Source organism: Thalassospira lucentensis (assembly GCF_032921865.1).
GTDB classification, from domain to species: domain Bacteria; phylum Pseudomonadota; class Alphaproteobacteria; order Rhodospirillales; family Thalassospiraceae; genus Thalassospira; species Thalassospira lucentensis_A.
In genome coordinates, this window is sequence record NZ_CP136684.1 from 2,443,435 (window position 1) to 2,457,421 (window position 13,987).

Annotated in this window: 12 protein-coding genes; 4 read left to right on the forward strand and 8 right to left on the reverse strand. The window is 57.0% G+C overall.

All coding sequences use genetic code 11. The annotated features are described in order from the left end of the window. The first annotated feature begins 8 nt into the window (after positions 1-8). Together R1T41_RS11860 and R1T41_RS11865 are read left to right on the forward strand one after the other, a co-directional pair. Positions 9-1,025, forward strand: a complete 1,017-nt coding sequence (locus R1T41_RS11860) for an NADP-dependent oxidoreductase (RefSeq protein WP_317337212.1) — start codon at positions 9-11, stop codon at positions 1,023-1,025. A 1-nt stretch (position 1,026) separates the two neighbouring features. Continuing rightward, complete coding sequence (locus R1T41_RS11865) at positions 1,027-1,326, forward strand: putative quinol monooxygenase (RefSeq protein ID WP_317337213.1); 300 nt, start codon at positions 1,027-1,029, stop codon at positions 1,324-1,326. Positions 1,327-1,466: 140 nt separating this feature from the next. Here R1T41_RS11865 and R1T41_RS11870 read toward each other — a convergent pair whose 3' ends face one another. The 8 genes from R1T41_RS11870 to tldD form a co-directional block, all read right to left on the reverse strand. Next, complete coding sequence (locus R1T41_RS11870) at positions 1,467-2,459, reverse strand: peptide ABC transporter ATP-binding protein (RefSeq protein WP_317337214.1); 993 nt, start codon at positions 2,457-2,459, stop codon at positions 1,467-1,469. Beyond that, positions 2,459-3,472, reverse strand: coding sequence for a dipeptide ABC transporter ATP-binding protein (gene dppD / locus R1T41_RS11875; RefSeq protein WP_097051092.1), 1,014 nt, complete (start codon positions 3,470-3,472; stop codon positions 2,459-2,461). Before dppD ends, R1T41_RS11870 begins: the two co-directional genes overlap by 1 nt. A 3-nt stretch (positions 3,473-3,475) precedes the next feature. Beyond that, a complete protein-coding gene (locus R1T41_RS11880; RefSeq protein WP_037991200.1) occupies positions 3,476-4,417 on the reverse strand; it encodes an ABC transporter permease subunit in 942 nt (313 codons plus the stop codon). A gap of 13 nt (positions 4,418-4,430) precedes the next feature. Beyond that, positions 4,431-5,441, reverse strand: coding sequence for an ABC transporter permease subunit (locus tag R1T41_RS11885; RefSeq protein WP_037991198.1), 1,011 nt, complete (start codon positions 5,439-5,441; stop codon positions 4,431-4,433). A 116-nt stretch (positions 5,442-5,557) separates the two neighbouring features. Then, a complete protein-coding gene (locus tag R1T41_RS11890) occupies positions 5,558-7,165 on the reverse strand; it encodes an ABC transporter substrate-binding protein (RefSeq protein ID WP_037991195.1) in 1,608 nt (535 codons plus the stop codon). 400 nt (positions 7,166-7,565) lie between these two features. Beyond that, positions 7,566-8,591, reverse strand: coding sequence for a threonine aldolase family protein (locus R1T41_RS11895; protein ID WP_317337217.1), 1,026 nt, complete (start codon positions 8,589-8,591; stop codon positions 7,566-7,568). 102 nt (positions 8,592-8,693) lie between these two features. Further along, the gene (locus tag R1T41_RS11900; RefSeq protein WP_317337218.1) at positions 8,694-9,707 is read right to left on the reverse strand and encodes a threonine aldolase family protein; all 1,014 of its coding nucleotides are present in this window, start codon (positions 9,705-9,707) and stop codon (positions 8,694-8,696) included. A gap of 94 nt (positions 9,708-9,801) precedes the next feature. Next, on the reverse strand, positions 9,802-11,235 hold the full coding sequence (gene tldD, locus R1T41_RS11905) for a metalloprotease TldD (protein ID WP_317337220.1): 1,434 nt from the start codon (positions 11,233-11,235) through the stop codon (positions 9,802-9,804). Positions 11,236-11,460: 225 nt separating this feature from the next. Between tldD and R1T41_RS11910 the strand changes: the two genes are divergently transcribed. Both R1T41_RS11910 and R1T41_RS11915 read left to right on the forward strand, forming a co-directional pair. After that, on the forward strand, positions 11,461-12,729 hold the full coding sequence (locus R1T41_RS11910; protein ID WP_317341576.1) for a DUF3422 domain-containing protein: 1,269 nt from the start codon (positions 11,461-11,463) through the stop codon (positions 12,727-12,729). A gap of 124 nt (positions 12,730-12,853) precedes the next feature. Continuing rightward, positions 12,854-13,756: a GntR family transcriptional regulator gene (locus tag R1T41_RS11915; protein ID WP_317337221.1), complete on the forward strand. Its 903-nt coding sequence runs from the start codon at positions 12,854-12,856 to the stop codon at positions 13,754-13,756. The last annotated feature ends 231 nt before the right edge of the window (positions 13,757-13,987 follow it).

Consider the following 13,987-nt stretch of genomic DNA (forward strand, 5'->3'; position numbering starts at 1 on the left):
AAGCCGTAATGACAAAGACAATGAAGGCGGTCCGTCAGCACGCGTTCGGCGGACCCGAGGTCATGCGCTACGAGGACGCGCCGATACCTGATCCGGAACCGGGTGAAATAAGGGTCCGGGTGCACGCGGTCGGGATTAATCCGCCCGACTGGTATTTGCGTGATGGCTACAGGATGCTGCCGCCGGAATGGCAGCCGCAAATATCTTTCCCGGTGATACTTGGAACCGACATATCAGGTGTCGTTGACGCCGTTGCCGATGATGTTACCGGCTTTGCGCCAGGAGACGACGTTTACGCCATGGTTCGTTTCCCGTCCGGGCTTGCCGGGGGAAGCAGGGCCTATGCACAATATGTCACGGTCCCTGCATCGGAAGCCGCCCCCAAGCCGGTCGGGATTGATCATGTGCATGCGGCGGCGGCACCCATGTCGCTTCTGACCGCGTGGCAGTTCCTGGTTGATCTGGGACATAACGAACCAAATCCGCTTCAGTCCTATCAGCATAAGCCGGTTGAACTTTCGGGAAAAACCGTTCTTGTGAATGGCGCTGCCGGTGGTGTTGGGCATTTTGCCGTGCAGGTCGCAAAGCTCAAAGGTGCCAGGGTCATCGCGGTTGCGTCGGACAAGCACGAGGCGCTTCTGCGCGACTTGGGGGCTGACGAGTTTATCGATTATACGAAAACGCCACCCGAAGACGTCGTGCGGGATCTTGATCTTGTGATTGATGCCCTTGGCGGACCGACCGCCGGGCGTTTCCTGCCCACGATCAAACGGGGTGGTGCCCTTTTCCCGGTGTTCCCGCTGGGCTTTTCCAGTCACGAAGAAGCCGAAAAGCTTGGCATCACGGTATCGGCAACGCAGGTTCGCTCGAACGGCGATCAATTGGCGGAGCTTGCCGGTCTGCTGAGTGACGGCACACTTCGCGTCGTGCTCGACAGCACATACCCGCTTGCCGATGCCCGCAAGGCTCATGAACGTGCGGCCAAAGGGCACATTCAGGGCAAGATCGTGCTCGTGGTGGAATGACATGATCATTCTGATGGGGCACATTCATGTTGATCCACCTGAAATTGATCAGTTCATCGCCGACGTTCAGGTGATCGCGCGTAATGCAAAGCCCGAGAAAGGCTGTCTTTTTTATGCGGTTAATCCTGATACGGCATGCCCGGGGCGTCTCGTGATTGCCGAACGTTGGCGCGATCAATCGTCACTGAAAGCCCATCTTGAAACGTCAGAGGTTTCAGACTTCGTGCATAACTGGCAAGGCAGGATGAGAAGCGAGATACAGCAATATCAGGCCACGCACGAAGAAACATTCTTGGGCTGAGTTTTGTTCTCGGAGTTCGCATACAGCCAGCAAAGCCTTTGCAGGCTTTCTTGTGACCCTGAAAGGCTCAGGGGCGCAGCTTGTTAAAGCGCGCCCCCTTGCTCCCTTGTCTACCCGGATATCCGGGCGATCGCCTGTTTTCAGGCGATTTCTTCGACCCGATGGCAAGCCACCTCGCGGCCTTCATACATGCGCAATTCAGGTCGAACCTGTGCGCAATGGTCGGTCGCGAACGGGCAGCGTTTATGAAACGCACAGCCCGACGGCGGATTGATCGGTGAAGGCAGTTCGCCTTTAAGCGGCTCTGCCTTGACGCGATGCGCCGGATCGATCTTTGGTGCCGATGCCAGAAGCGCCCTTGTATAGGGATGCAGCGGTTTGGCAAAGATTTCTTCGGTCGGTCCCTTTTCAGCGACGCGCCCCAAATACATCACCATGACGTCATCTGCAATATGGCGAACGACAGAAAGATCGTGCGAGATGAAGACATAGGCGACATTCATCTCTTCCTGCAGGTCCATCATCAGGTTCAGAACCTGTGCCTGGACCGACACGTCAAGGGCGGAAACCGGTTCATCGGCGACGATGACTTTCGGTTCAAGGATCAGCGCGCGCGCAATCGCGATACGCTGACGCTGCCCGCCCGAGAACATATGCGGATAGCGCCCGTAAAATTCGGGGCGCAGGCCAACCTTGGCCATGGTTTCGCGCACACGTTCCTCGCGCTCCTTGCGACCCAGATCCATGTTAAGCAACACCGGCTCGCCAAGAATCTGACCGACTTTCTTGCGCGGGTTCAGCGACCCGTAAGGGTTCTGGAAGATCATCTGAACCGTGCGACGGAACAGTTTCGCTTCCTTGTCACTCAGATCACCAACCGCTTCGCCGTTGATTTTAAGCCCGCCTGCGCTGGGCTTTTCAATCAGGGTGAGCTGACGGCCAAGCGTGGACTTGCCACAACCGGACTCGCCAACAACCGCCAGCGTCTTCTTGGCTTCGAGCGTAAAGGAAACACCATCAAGCGCCTTGACCATCGCACTGGGTTTGCCAAGGCCGCGGCTGACTTCGTAGTGACGGACAAGATCATCGGATTCCAGCAGCGGAACACCGGGTTTTGCATCAAGGAAGCTCATTACACGGTCTCCCCGGTTGTCTGGCCGGTTGTTTGGCCGGTTGGCTGGCCGTGGTCGTCAAGCGGATAGAAGCAACGCACATCGCGCCCGTTATAAGCACCAACATCGGGGCGTTCGACAACGCAACGATCATTGGCATAACGGCAACGCGGCGCCAGAAGACAGCCCGCCGGGCGGTCATACTGGCCCGGAACCACACCGGGGATGGTGCGCAGGCGATCATGGCCTTCGGAACGTTCCGGCAATGCCTCAAGCAACGCCTGGGTATAGGGATGGCGCGGGGCGGCAAAGATGCTGTCAGCCGGGCCACTTTCAAACAGCTGGCCGGCATACATCACCTGAATGCGATCAGCCGCTTCCGATACCAGTGCCAGATCGTGCGTGATCAGGATCAGGGCCATGTCGCTATCGTCCTGCAATTTCAGCAGCAGGTCGATGATCTGGGCCTGAATGGTCACGTCAAGGGCGGTGGTCGGTTCATCGGCAATCAGCAGGCGCGGATTGCACGCAATCGCCATCGCAATCACGATACGCTGGCTCATCCCGCCCGAAAGCTGGTGGGGATAGGCGGTCATGCGTGATTTCGGATCGGGAATGCCAACCTGGTTCAGAAGGTCAAGCGTACGTTCACGCCGCTCCTTTTTCGACCCACCCTCATGGACTTTCAGGGCTTCCATGATCTGGGCTTCAACCGTAAAGCACGGATTAAGCGCCGACATCGGATCCTGAAAGATCATGCCGATATCCTTGCCCGTAATCGCACGGCGCTTGCCGGGCGACATCGTCAGCAGGTCCTGACCATCAAAGGTCAGGCTGTCGGCGGTAACACGACCGGGGAAGTCGATCAGGCCCATAACGGCAAGCGAGGATACGGATTTACCCGAACCCGACTCACCAACGATGCCAAGGACTTCGCCGCGATCAACGGAATAACTTACATTATCAACAGCGCGGAACGGCCGGTCTTCGGAGCCGAACTCGACTGTCAGGTTTTTAACTTCGAGAAGAGCCATGACTTACCGCTTCATCTTGGGATCTAGGGCATCGCGCAGACCATCACCCATCAGGTTGAAGGCAAGCACGGTGACGAGGATGCAAAGGCCGGGGAAGGTGATCACCCACCATGCCGATCCCACGAATTCGCGGGCTTCGGCCAGCATGGTGCCCCATTCCGGCAGCGGCGGCTGTGCGCCAAGGCCAAGGAAGCCAAGGGCCGCAGCATCAAGGATGGCACTTGAAATACCCAATGTGCCCTGAACGATCAGGGGTGCCATGCAGTTCGGCAGGATATTGACGAACATCTGGCGGATATGACCGGCACCGGCAATCTGCGATGCGATGACATATTCCTTGTTCAGTTCGGAAACCACCGATGCACGCGACAGGCGCACATAATGCGGCAACTGGACAATCGCAATCGCCAGCATGGCGTTTTCAAGCCCCGGGCCGAGGATCGCGACAATCGCCATCGCCATGATCAGGCTGGGCAGGGCCAGCATGGTATCCATCATGCGCATGATGCCGACTTCGATCCAGCCGCGGAAATATCCGGCAACCAGTCCAAGAACGATACCGGCGATCATCGAAATGATCACGACGAACACGCCGATGGTCACCGAAAGCTGCGCACCATGGATCAGGCGCGACAGGATGTCGCGGCCAACCGCGTCGGTGCCAAGGATATAGCGCGGGTCGGCACCTTCCATCCAGATCGGCGGTTTCAGGAACGCGGTGCGGTCCTGTGCAATCGGATCAAATGGTGCGATCCACTGGGCGAATGCCGCCATGAACAGGATAAAGCAGATGACGATCAGCCCGACATAAGCACCGCGGTTCTTGCGGAAATAATTCCACGTTTCCATAAACGGGCTGGGCGGATTGATCTTCTGGTCCTCGACGGCCACCACTTCGGCTGCTGCCGTTTCGGGGGTGGTCGATTGGGTATTCTGGTTTGTCATTTCCCGTGCCCCCTTAACGCTTGTGCCGGATGCGGGGATTGATCACCCCATACATCAGATCGACGAACAGATTGACCCCCATAACCACGAAGGCAATCATCAGGATGCCGCCCTGGATGGTCGGGTAATCGCGGCGGTTCAACGCCTCGACAATCCATTTGCCAATACCGGGCCACGAGAAAATGGTTTCAGTCAGGATTGCACCGGCAAACAGCACGCCGACCTGAAGGCCGATCACCGTAATAACCGGGATCAGGGCATTGCGAAGCGCATGGACCATGATCACCCGCATCGGGGCCAGGCCCTTGGCTCGCGCAACACGGATATATTCCTCGCCCAGAACTTCAAGCATCGAGGAGCGTGTCATACGCGCAATCACGGCCATCGGAATGGTGCCAAGCGCAATCGTTGGCAGGATCAGATGACGGAGCGCACTGATAAACGCGCCTTTTTCATCGCTGAGCAATGTGTCGATCAGCATGAAACCGGTGGTCGGCTCGATGTAATACATGATCGACAGGCGACCGGAAACCGGGGTCCAGCCAAGCGTCGTCGAAAAGAACATGATCAGCAACAGCGCCCACCAGAAGATGGGCATTGAATATCCTGTCAGCGATAAACTCATGGTCAGGTGGTCAAGCCACTTTCCCCTGTTGATCGCGGCAATAACCCCCAATGGCAGACCGACAATGATCGCAAACAATATCCCCGCGATGGAAAGTTCAATCGTTGCCGGGAACAGGGTCGCGAATTCTTCGATCACCGGACGCTTGGTGACGAAGGATTCACCAAGATCACCCTGCAAAACGCCGCCAAGATAGTCGAAATACTGAACGACAAGCGGTCTGTCGAAACCATATTCCTTTTGCAGTTCGGCGTATCGTTCGGGACTGATACTGCGCTCGCCTGCTCGCATCTGGATCGGGTCGCTCGGGATCAGGTGAATCATCAGAAACACCAGAATGGTAACGCCAAAGAAGGTCGGTATGACGTCACCCAAACGGCGTAAAAGGAAACCTAGCATGCCATTGGGCCTTTTTAGCATCCGCGCGCAATGCCTGCGGGCGGACATCTCTCTCTATTGCGGAATTGCAAAGAGGCCCGGAAAACCGGGCCTCTTCGGCAAGGTGTAGGGGCGTCTTATTCTTTGATATCGACGCCGTAGAAGATGTGACCGCCAAACGGATCGATCTTGTAGTCGACAACTTCGTTACGGATCGGTTCGAAAACGATCGAGTGCGCGATGGTTGCCCACGGTGCTTCACGTTTGAAGACGGTCTGGGCTTCTTCGTACAGACGGGTACGTTCAAGAACATCCGAAGTGGTTTTCGCCTGCTGGATCAGGCTGTCGAATTCCTCGTTGCACCACTGTGCACGGTTTGCACTGCCAACGGCATCGCAACCCAGCAGAACAGCAAGGAAGTTGTCGGGGTCACCGTTGTCGCCGGTCCAGCCGAGCATGAAGCTGCCCTGTTCACCATTTTTGGTGCGCTCAAGGTATTCGCCCCACTCGTAGGAAACGATTTCGGCATTCACGCCAATCGCGGCCCAGTCAGCCTGAACGAGTTCAGCCATACGGCGTGCGTTCGGGTTGTAGGGACGCTGTACCGGCATGGCCCAGATATCGGTGGTGAAACCATCCGGATAACCGGCTTCTGCCAGCAATTTCTTGGCTGCTTCCGGATCATACGGATCGTCAACGGTATCGTTGTTGTACGACCAGATGGTCGGCGGAATCGGGTTTTTGGCGGCAACGCCTGCACCCTGATAAACACCCTCGATGATGGCGGCTTTGTTGATCGCCATGTTCAGTGCCTTACGGACACGTGCATCGGTGAACGGCTCTTTCTTGGTGTTGTAACCAAGATAACCGACGTTCAGACCTTCCTGGCTCATCAGGTTGATGTCGCCATCGGCTTCCATCGCTTCCAGATCAGCCGGGTTCGGGTACGGCATGACATGGCATTCGCCGGCTTTCAGCTTCTGGTAACGAACCGTGCTGTCCGGGGTGATGGCAAAGATCAGGTTATCAATCGGTGCCTTGCCTTCCCAGTATTCCGGGAACGCTTTGTAACGGATGACCGCATCTTTCTGATACTGGACAACCTGGAACGGACCGGTACCGACCGGGTTCAGGTCGATCTGTTCCGGCGTACCGGCAGCCATCAGCTGATCGGCATATTCACCCGACAGGATGGATGCGAAATCCATTGCCATGTTGGCAATGAACGGTGCTTCCGGACGGTTCAGAACGAATTTGACGGTGTAATCGTCAACCTTGACGATGTCCTTGATCAGTTCGCCCATGGACATCGAGTTGAAATACTCGTAACCGCCACCGGAAACCGCATGGTACGGATGATCTTTGTCCCACTGGCGACGGAACGAGAAGATCACGTCGTCTGCGTTGAAATCGCGGGTCGGGGTGAAGGCATCGGTGGTCTGGAATTTAACGCCTTTACGCAGGTTAAAGGTGTATTCCGTGCCATCGGCCGATACGTCCCAGCTGGTTGCAAGGCCCGGAACGATGGTGGTCGTACCGCGCTTGAACTGTACCAGACGGTTGAATACCTGACGCGAGGTGGCGTCAAAGGTGGTACCCGCGGTGTAAAGCTGCGGGTTGAAGCCTTCCGGGCTTCCTTCCGAGCAATAAACCAGGGTTTTTGCCGAAGCGGCAGTCGGAGCAGCAAGCGCAGTCGCTGCAAGCAGACCTGCACCGATCGCCGCTTTGACGAAATTCGCTTTCATATAAGATGCCTCCCTCAAGGCTGGCCCAAACAATTTGCACGGGTGGCTGCTGGCCTTGAACGGCTCATGCATTGCAATTTGTGCAAAGGGTCGGGCGGGTTTACCCGATCCAACAGTTATGTTGGCAATCGACGAGGGAAAATAATCAGGGTTTCTGCGTATCGTCAACGTTTCCTGCGGGGTTCTACGTAGGACGACCTGATCGGATGAATGATGAATTTATGTCAAGTGTCTGTTATTTTTATGAAATTGTCCCCCACAATCGGGTATGGGAGCCGTGCATTTTTTTCGGGGCTACTGATGACCGAATGGAAAAACACATAAAGCTAACGTGCTTTTCCGTCCGATCTATCTTCTTGAAATTTCTAGATTCGTTTGATTGCTGAACCACTTACACGGGTCAATTGCGCGTAATGCGATCATTAAGTTCACTGATTTGCGCGATATCCGTGTTCCACGCCGTCACAAATCGGTAAATATCCGCCCCCAATGACGGCCACGGATAAAACAGCGCCCCGGCATCACGCATCCGTTGCGCAAGCTCCGGCGCAAGCTTCACAAAAAGCTCGTTACCCTCGGCCGCATGCGCCAAAGTCGCCCCATGCGACACCAGCATGTCACAAAGGGTTCTGGCCGCCCCGTTGGCATGGCGCGCATTGCGCAGCCAAAGATCATCCTTCACATAGGCCAGAAGCTGTGATGCCAGATAACGATGCTTGGAATAAAGATGTCCGCTGCGTTTGCGGGCCTGTTCGACCCTGCCGCGCAGTGACGTATCAAACAGGACAATCGCATCGACCGCCTGCGCACCGTTTTTGGTCGCCCCAAAGCTGATCGCATCAACGCCAGCCTTCCACGTGATATCCGCCGGGTGGCAGCCCAGATGGGCAACCGCATTGGCAAACCGCGCCCCATCCATGAAAAACCGCAGGTCGCGCTTTTTGCAGATCGCGCCAATGGCGGCGAGCTCATCGGCGGTGTAAACCGTGCCCAGTTCGGTCGCCTGCGTGATCGCAACGCATTCCGGGGCCACCGAATGCACCCCACGATCCACCCGGCTTGCCAGAAAGGCATCCAGATTGTCGGCTTCAAGCTTTGCCGCCGGGCCGTCAACCGGCATCAGCTTCGCCCCGCCGGTAAAGAACGCAACGCCCGTGCTTTCATCTTCGTTGATATGGGCCTCGTGATGGCAGACGATGCCGCCAAACGGCGATACCAGTGCCGACAGGCTGATGCAGTTTGCCGCGGTCCCGGTGGCGACCGGAACAACCGCGACCTCACGGTCGAACAATTCGGAAAAGGCCGCGTCAAGCTGACGGCTGGTTTCATCTGCCCCATAGGCCGGTGCATTGCCATAGGCTTCGTGTTCCAGCGCACTCAGGATTTCCGGGCACAGGGGCGATACATTATCAGAGGCAAAATTCATCGAACGGGTCCGTGTCTTGTGGTGGCGTCCATAGGCTTCGGGGACTGCCCCGCAACCTGACCAACCTTTATCACACGCGATCCGTTCGAATGGCAATGATGCCTATAGTGTTTCCGGTAATGCGCGGATTGCCTCAATCGGGCTGTTCCAGCCGCTAACAAAGCGAAACGCATCCGGCCCGACCGCGGGCCATGGCCGAAAGACCAGCCCGGCCTTGCGCAACCGATCCGCCAGATCATCATCCATATGCACAAACAGCTCGTTGCCCTGCGGGGCAAAGGCCGCCCGCGCACCAAGTGTTTCAAGCGACTGGCAAAGGGCGCTTGCGGCCTGATTGGCATGGCGCGCATTGCGCAGCCAAAGATCATCCTTCACATAGGCCAGAAGCTGTGCTGCCAGATAACGATGTTTGGAAAACAGATGCCCACCGCGTTTGCGCGCCTTTTCGACCCTTGCGCGCAGCGACGGGTCAAACAGGATGATCGCATCCACCGCCATCGCCCCGTTCTTGGTGGCGCCAAAGCTTAAAACATCAAGCCCCGCCTTCCAGGTGATATCAGCGGGATGGCAGCCAAGGGCGGCAATGGCATTGGCAAATCGCGCCCCATCCATGAAAAACTTCATGCCATGCGCCTTGGCGACCTTCCCAATCGCCTGAACTTCATCAACGTCATAGATCGTGCCGAATTCGGTCGCCTGCGTGATGGCCACACATTCCGGATCAACCGAATGCATGCCATGGGTGTTTTCGCGGGTTAAAAACGCATCAAGCGTTTCGGGCAACAGCTTCGCCGATGGCCCGTCCATGGTCAGAAGCTTCGCCCCGTTGCCATAAAATGCCACCCCGGTCGATTCCGTCCGGTTGATATGTGCCTGATGATGGCAGGCCACCCCGCCAAATGGCGACACCAGTGCCGACAATCCGACAAGATTGGCCGCCGTCCCCGTCGCCACCGGCACCACGGCAACCTCTTTGCCAAACAGGTCCGAAAACGCCTGATCAAGCTGCTGGCTTGCCGCGTCCGCACCATAGGGCAGGGCGGGATCGCTGGCCTCGGCAATCGCGGCAAGGATTTCCGGGCAGATCGGCGACACGTTATCAGACGAAAAATTCATCGGGGCCTCGTTATCAATGGTGGCGATGGGCAAATAAAAAGCCTGCTTACGGTTTAACGCAAGCAGGCTTTGAAATTAACATGATATCCGGCCTTTAAACGGCCGTGCCACCAACGGTCAGGCCATCAATGCGCAAGGTCGGCTGACCAACACCCACCGGAACACCCTGGCCATCCTTGCCACACGTTCCGATCCCGTCATCAAGCTTCATGTCGTTGCCGATCATGGAAACCTTGGTCAGGCTGTCGGGGCCATTGCCAATCAGGGTCGCCCCCTTGACCGGTGCGCCAAGCTTGCCGTTTTCGATCAGATAGGCCTCTGATGCGGAAAACACGAACTTGCCCGATGTGATATCGACCTGCCCGCCACCGAAATTGACCGCATAAATGCCTTTCTTGACCGACGCCAGGATTTCGCCCGGGTCCTTGTCACCGCCCAGCATATAGGTATTGGTCATGCGCGGCATCGGCGCATGGGCATAGGATTGACGCCGCCCGTTGCCGGTGGATTTCACCCCGGTCAGGCGCGCATTCAGGCGATCCTGCATGAAACCTTTCAGGATGCCATCCTCGATCAGAACCGTGCGCTGGGTCGGGGTGCCTTCATCATCAATCGAAAGCGACCCGCGGCGATCATGGATCGTACCATCATCAACAACCGTAACCCCCGGCGATGCAATCCGCTGGCCCAGCAAACCGGCAAAGGCCGATGTGCCCTTGCGGTTAAAGTCGCCCTCAAGCCCGTGACCGATGGCTTCATGCAGCAAAATCCCCGGCCAGCCCGGACCAAGCACCACGGTCATCTCGCCCGCAGGCGCCGCAACCGATTCAAGGTTCAGCGTCGCCTGACGCAATGCTTCGTCAACTGCCGATTTCCAGCTTTTTTCTTCAAAGAACCCGTCATAGCCAATGCGTCCGCCCTGGCCATGCGATCCGGTTTCCATGCGGTCGCCCTGCTTGACGACGACGGAAACGTTAAACCGCACCAGCGGGCGGATATCGCCAATCCGCTGCCCGCCACTGCGCCAGATCTGCACGGCCTGCCAGTTACCCGAAATCGATGCGGAAACCTGCACCACGCGCGGGTCCTTGGCGCGCGCATAGGCATCGATCTTGCCCAGCAGATCAACCTTCGCCTCAAACGTTGCCTCGCCCAGCGGATTGACATCGGAATAAAGCGACACATTGGTGCCGATTGATCCCAGATCGACCTTGCCCGAACGGCCATTGCCAACCGCCTTGACGGTCTCGGCCGCTCGGCCAACCGCATCGTTGGAAAGCTCGTTGGAATGCGAAAAGGCGGTGGCTTCATCGGCAACCGCACGCAGGCCAAACCCCTGTGCGGTATCGAAATTGGCACTGCGCAGGCGGCCATCATCCCAAGTCAGGCTTTCGGACTGCCGGTATTCAAGGAAAAGTTCCCCGTCTTCCGCCGTACCCAGCGCATCATTAACCTGCTTTTCAAGCCGGTCGCGATCAAGGTCGCCATTGGCGAAAAACAGGCTGTCGGTTTTGCTCAGATCGGTCATGAAACCTCCTTGCGGGCGTGCCGGATGGCAACAGATGGGCGACGGGCGGCCAGTTTCGGCCATGCGGGCGATTTTCGCCTGTAAGTTAAAGCATTTGTGACAGTATTTTCCCTTACGTTTTCAGGGCTATCTGCCACCTTGGACTTTCGTCTATACAGAACGTGTCGGGGCGTGCCCCGAAGGCTCTATATAGACCGCAATGGCCAATTATGAAAGCCCGTGGCAATGTTTGTTGAACATCCCCAGCGTGTCGCCCTTCATAACGAAATCCATGCCCGCCCGTTTGGCGGGGTACAAAGCCCGGCCCGCTGCACCTGCATCGCCTTTCACGCGGGCGAGGAACTTGATACCGATGTCCGCGACCATTTTCAGGGCTTCTGTCAACGATACAGCCTGACACCCCCGGCATCCGATCAGAAATATTACGAAGCCCAGTGCGACGGCTTTTCCGTCATCTGGGAACGCCATGCGGAATTCACGGTCTATGTCTTCAAACGGCAGGCCGCCTTTGATCATCCGTTTGATGACCCGGTCATCAACCTGATCCCGCAGGACTGGCTTGAAGCCACGCCGGGGCAGCTTCTGGTGGGCTTGCACATCGCGATGGATCGCGATGAACGCTCGTCTGATGAAGTATCGCGCCTGTTTGATCATAACGGCCTGACCGGCAGCCGCGTTTTGGGGGGCACGGCGATGGTCTGGACCGATTTTCGCCTGCATGGCGATGGCTTTGGCCGCATCCTGATCCGCGATCAGGGGCTTGAGGTCCTGCAGGCCGGGCGTCTGATCCAGCGGCTCAAGGAAATCGAGGTCTATCGCATGATGGCCTTGCTGGCCTTTCCGCTGGCCCATTGCGCAACACCCAAGGTCTCGGAAATCGATACCCGGCTGTCCTCGATCACCGCCGAAATGGCCAGCAAATCGCACACCGACGACGAAGGCACCCTGCAAAAACTGACCGACCTTGCCGCCCAGACCGAAGAAATGGCCGCATCGCTGAATTACCGTTTCAGTGCCGCGCGCGCCTATTACCGCATCCTGCAGGCCCGCCTTGTCGAACTGCGCGAAGAACGCGTCGAAGGCCTGCAAACCATGACCGAATTCATGGAACGCCGTCTGGCACCCGCGATGCGCACATGCCAGAATATCGGTGACCGCCTCGAAGTCCTCTCGAAACGGGTGGCCCGTGCCAACAACCTGCTGCGCACCCGGGTCGATATCCTGCTCGAAGCCCAAAACCGCGACCTGCTGGCCAGCATGGACCGCCGCGTGAAACTGCAACTGCGCCTGCAACAAACCGTCGAAGGCCTGTCGGTGGCGGCGATCACCTATTACGCCGTCGGGCTTCTGGGATATCTGTTCAAGGCGCTAAAGGATACCGGCCTTCCAATCAACGACCGCGTCGCCACCGGCATCGCCGTGCCGGTGGTCCTTGCCGCCATCTGGATATCGATGCGCCGGATCAGGAAGGTACTTCATCGCGAGGAGGGGTGAGGTTGTTTGTAAAACCCCTTTTTATTGATGCCCGTCTGGCTCATAACCTCAAGATCGCTGGTTCAAACCCTACGCATTGAATCTCTTGCTGCTTTTGGCGGCAAGCTTGAGAGGAATAGACTTCATGACTACCGAAACCGGTCCGAGCGCCCTGCAGATTGATGTTGCTCGGCAAATCCTGCTTCTTGCAAAGAAGGAGGGATGGCGCACGGGTCATTCAATCAATGAGAAGTCGCTGGCTACCAGGTTCGGTGTTTCCCGTTCCCCCATGCGGGCAGCACTGGAAATTCTGCAGGACAAGCAGCTCGTCCGGCTTATTCCGAACAAGGGGTTTGTGGTCGCGGTCGATCTGAACACCGAACAGTATCTGAATCTGTTAAGCGCCAGCGAGACGGAAAGCCTCAAACAGCAAATCCTCAGGGACCGTTCGGTGGGGCAAATATCACAGGAAGTTTCAGAAAACGAACTGACCGAGCGATACAAGGTGCCCAGGGGAACGATCCGCAAGGCGCTGGCGCAACTGTCTTCGCTTGGGCTCGTGCATCGGCAGCGCGGTCATGGCTGGGCTTTCGTGGATTCGCTCGACAGTTCCGAAAGTCTGGCGGAAAGCTATCGCTTCCGACTGGCGGTTGAGCTTGCCGGGCTGATGGAGCCCGGCTATCACGCCGAGCCGGATGAACTGGTCTCCCTCCTTGCTGCACACGAGAAAATTCTCGCACAGACAGAGGATGACAATGAAATCAGCAGACCAGACTGGCTGAACCTCAATTCTTCCTTCCATGAAGCGGTTGCCGCATGGTCCGGGAACCGCTTCATCCTGCAGGCGGTCAGAATGCAGAACGAATTGCGCTATCTTCGGGAGCTATCGGCATTTGATCGCCTGCAGCGCGCAAGGATCGAAAAATCGCTCAACGAACATATTCAGGTGCTGCGGCACATCCAGACGGGTGATCTGGACCTTGCCCATACTGTGCTGCGCCGTCATCTGGAACAAACGTTGAAGGCGTTCGAGCGAAAGGTGACCTAAGCCACTCTCAGGCCGTTCCGGGCGCGCGAATTACCCTTGCTATCAGGATTATGCGTCTTATTCGCATTTTCTTATTGTTTTTTGTTTTCATAAAATGCAAATTCCCTGCGGCGGTGCATGCATGCTTCCAATCGGGGGAGTTCGATGATCGGCCTGTCTGCGGGGAAATTTCTGGCCGAATGCTTTGCCTTGCAAGCAACCGGTCACTCCGACGGACAAGCCAAAGGGGGT

What these genes read in the sequence shown, in the direction of transcription:
- R1T41_RS11865 (WP_317337213.1), top strand. Translation starts at nt 1,027, where the DNA reads ATGATCATTCTGATGGGGCACATTCATGTTGATCCACCTGAAATTGAT.
- R1T41_RS11910 (WP_317341576.1), top strand. Translation starts at nt 11,461, where the DNA reads ATGTTTGTTGAACATCCCCAGCGTGTCGCCCTTCATAACGAAATCCAT.
- R1T41_RS11870 (WP_317337214.1), bottom strand. Translation starts at nt 2,459, where the DNA reads ATGAGCTTCCTTGATGCAAAACCCGGTGTTCCGCTGCTGGAATCCGAT.
- R1T41_RS11885 (WP_037991198.1), bottom strand. Translation starts at nt 5,441, where the DNA reads ATGCTAGGTTTCCTTTTACGCCGTTTGGGTGACGTCATACCGACCTTC.
- R1T41_RS11895 (WP_317337217.1), bottom strand. Translation starts at nt 8,591, where the DNA reads ATGAATTTTGCCTCTGATAATGTATCGCCCCTGTGCCCGGAAATCCTG.
- R1T41_RS11900 (WP_317337218.1), bottom strand. Translation starts at nt 9,707, where the DNA reads ATGAATTTTTCGTCTGATAACGTGTCGCCGATCTGCCCGGAAATCCTT.
- R1T41_RS11915 (WP_317337221.1), top strand. Translation starts at nt 12,854, where the DNA reads ATGACTACCGAAACCGGTCCGAGCGCCCTGCAGATTGATGTTGCTCGG.
- R1T41_RS11880 (WP_037991200.1), bottom strand. Translation starts at nt 4,417, where the DNA reads ATGACAAACCAGAATACCCAATCGACCACCCCCGAAACGGCAGCAGCC.
- R1T41_RS11890 (WP_037991195.1), bottom strand. Translation starts at nt 7,165, where the DNA reads ATGAAAGCGAATTTCGTCAAAGCGGCGATCGGTGCAGGTCTGCTTGCA.
- R1T41_RS11860 (WP_317337212.1), top strand. Translation starts at nt 9, where the DNA reads ATGACAAAGACAATGAAGGCGGTCCGTCAGCACGCGTTCGGCGGACCC.
- tldD (WP_317337220.1), bottom strand. Translation starts at nt 11,235, where the DNA reads ATGACCGATCTGAGCAAAACCGACAGCCTGTTTTTCGCCAATGGCGAC.
- dppD (WP_097051092.1), bottom strand. Translation starts at nt 3,472, where the DNA reads ATGGCTCTTCTCGAAGTTAAAAACCTGACAGTCGAGTTCGGCTCCGAA.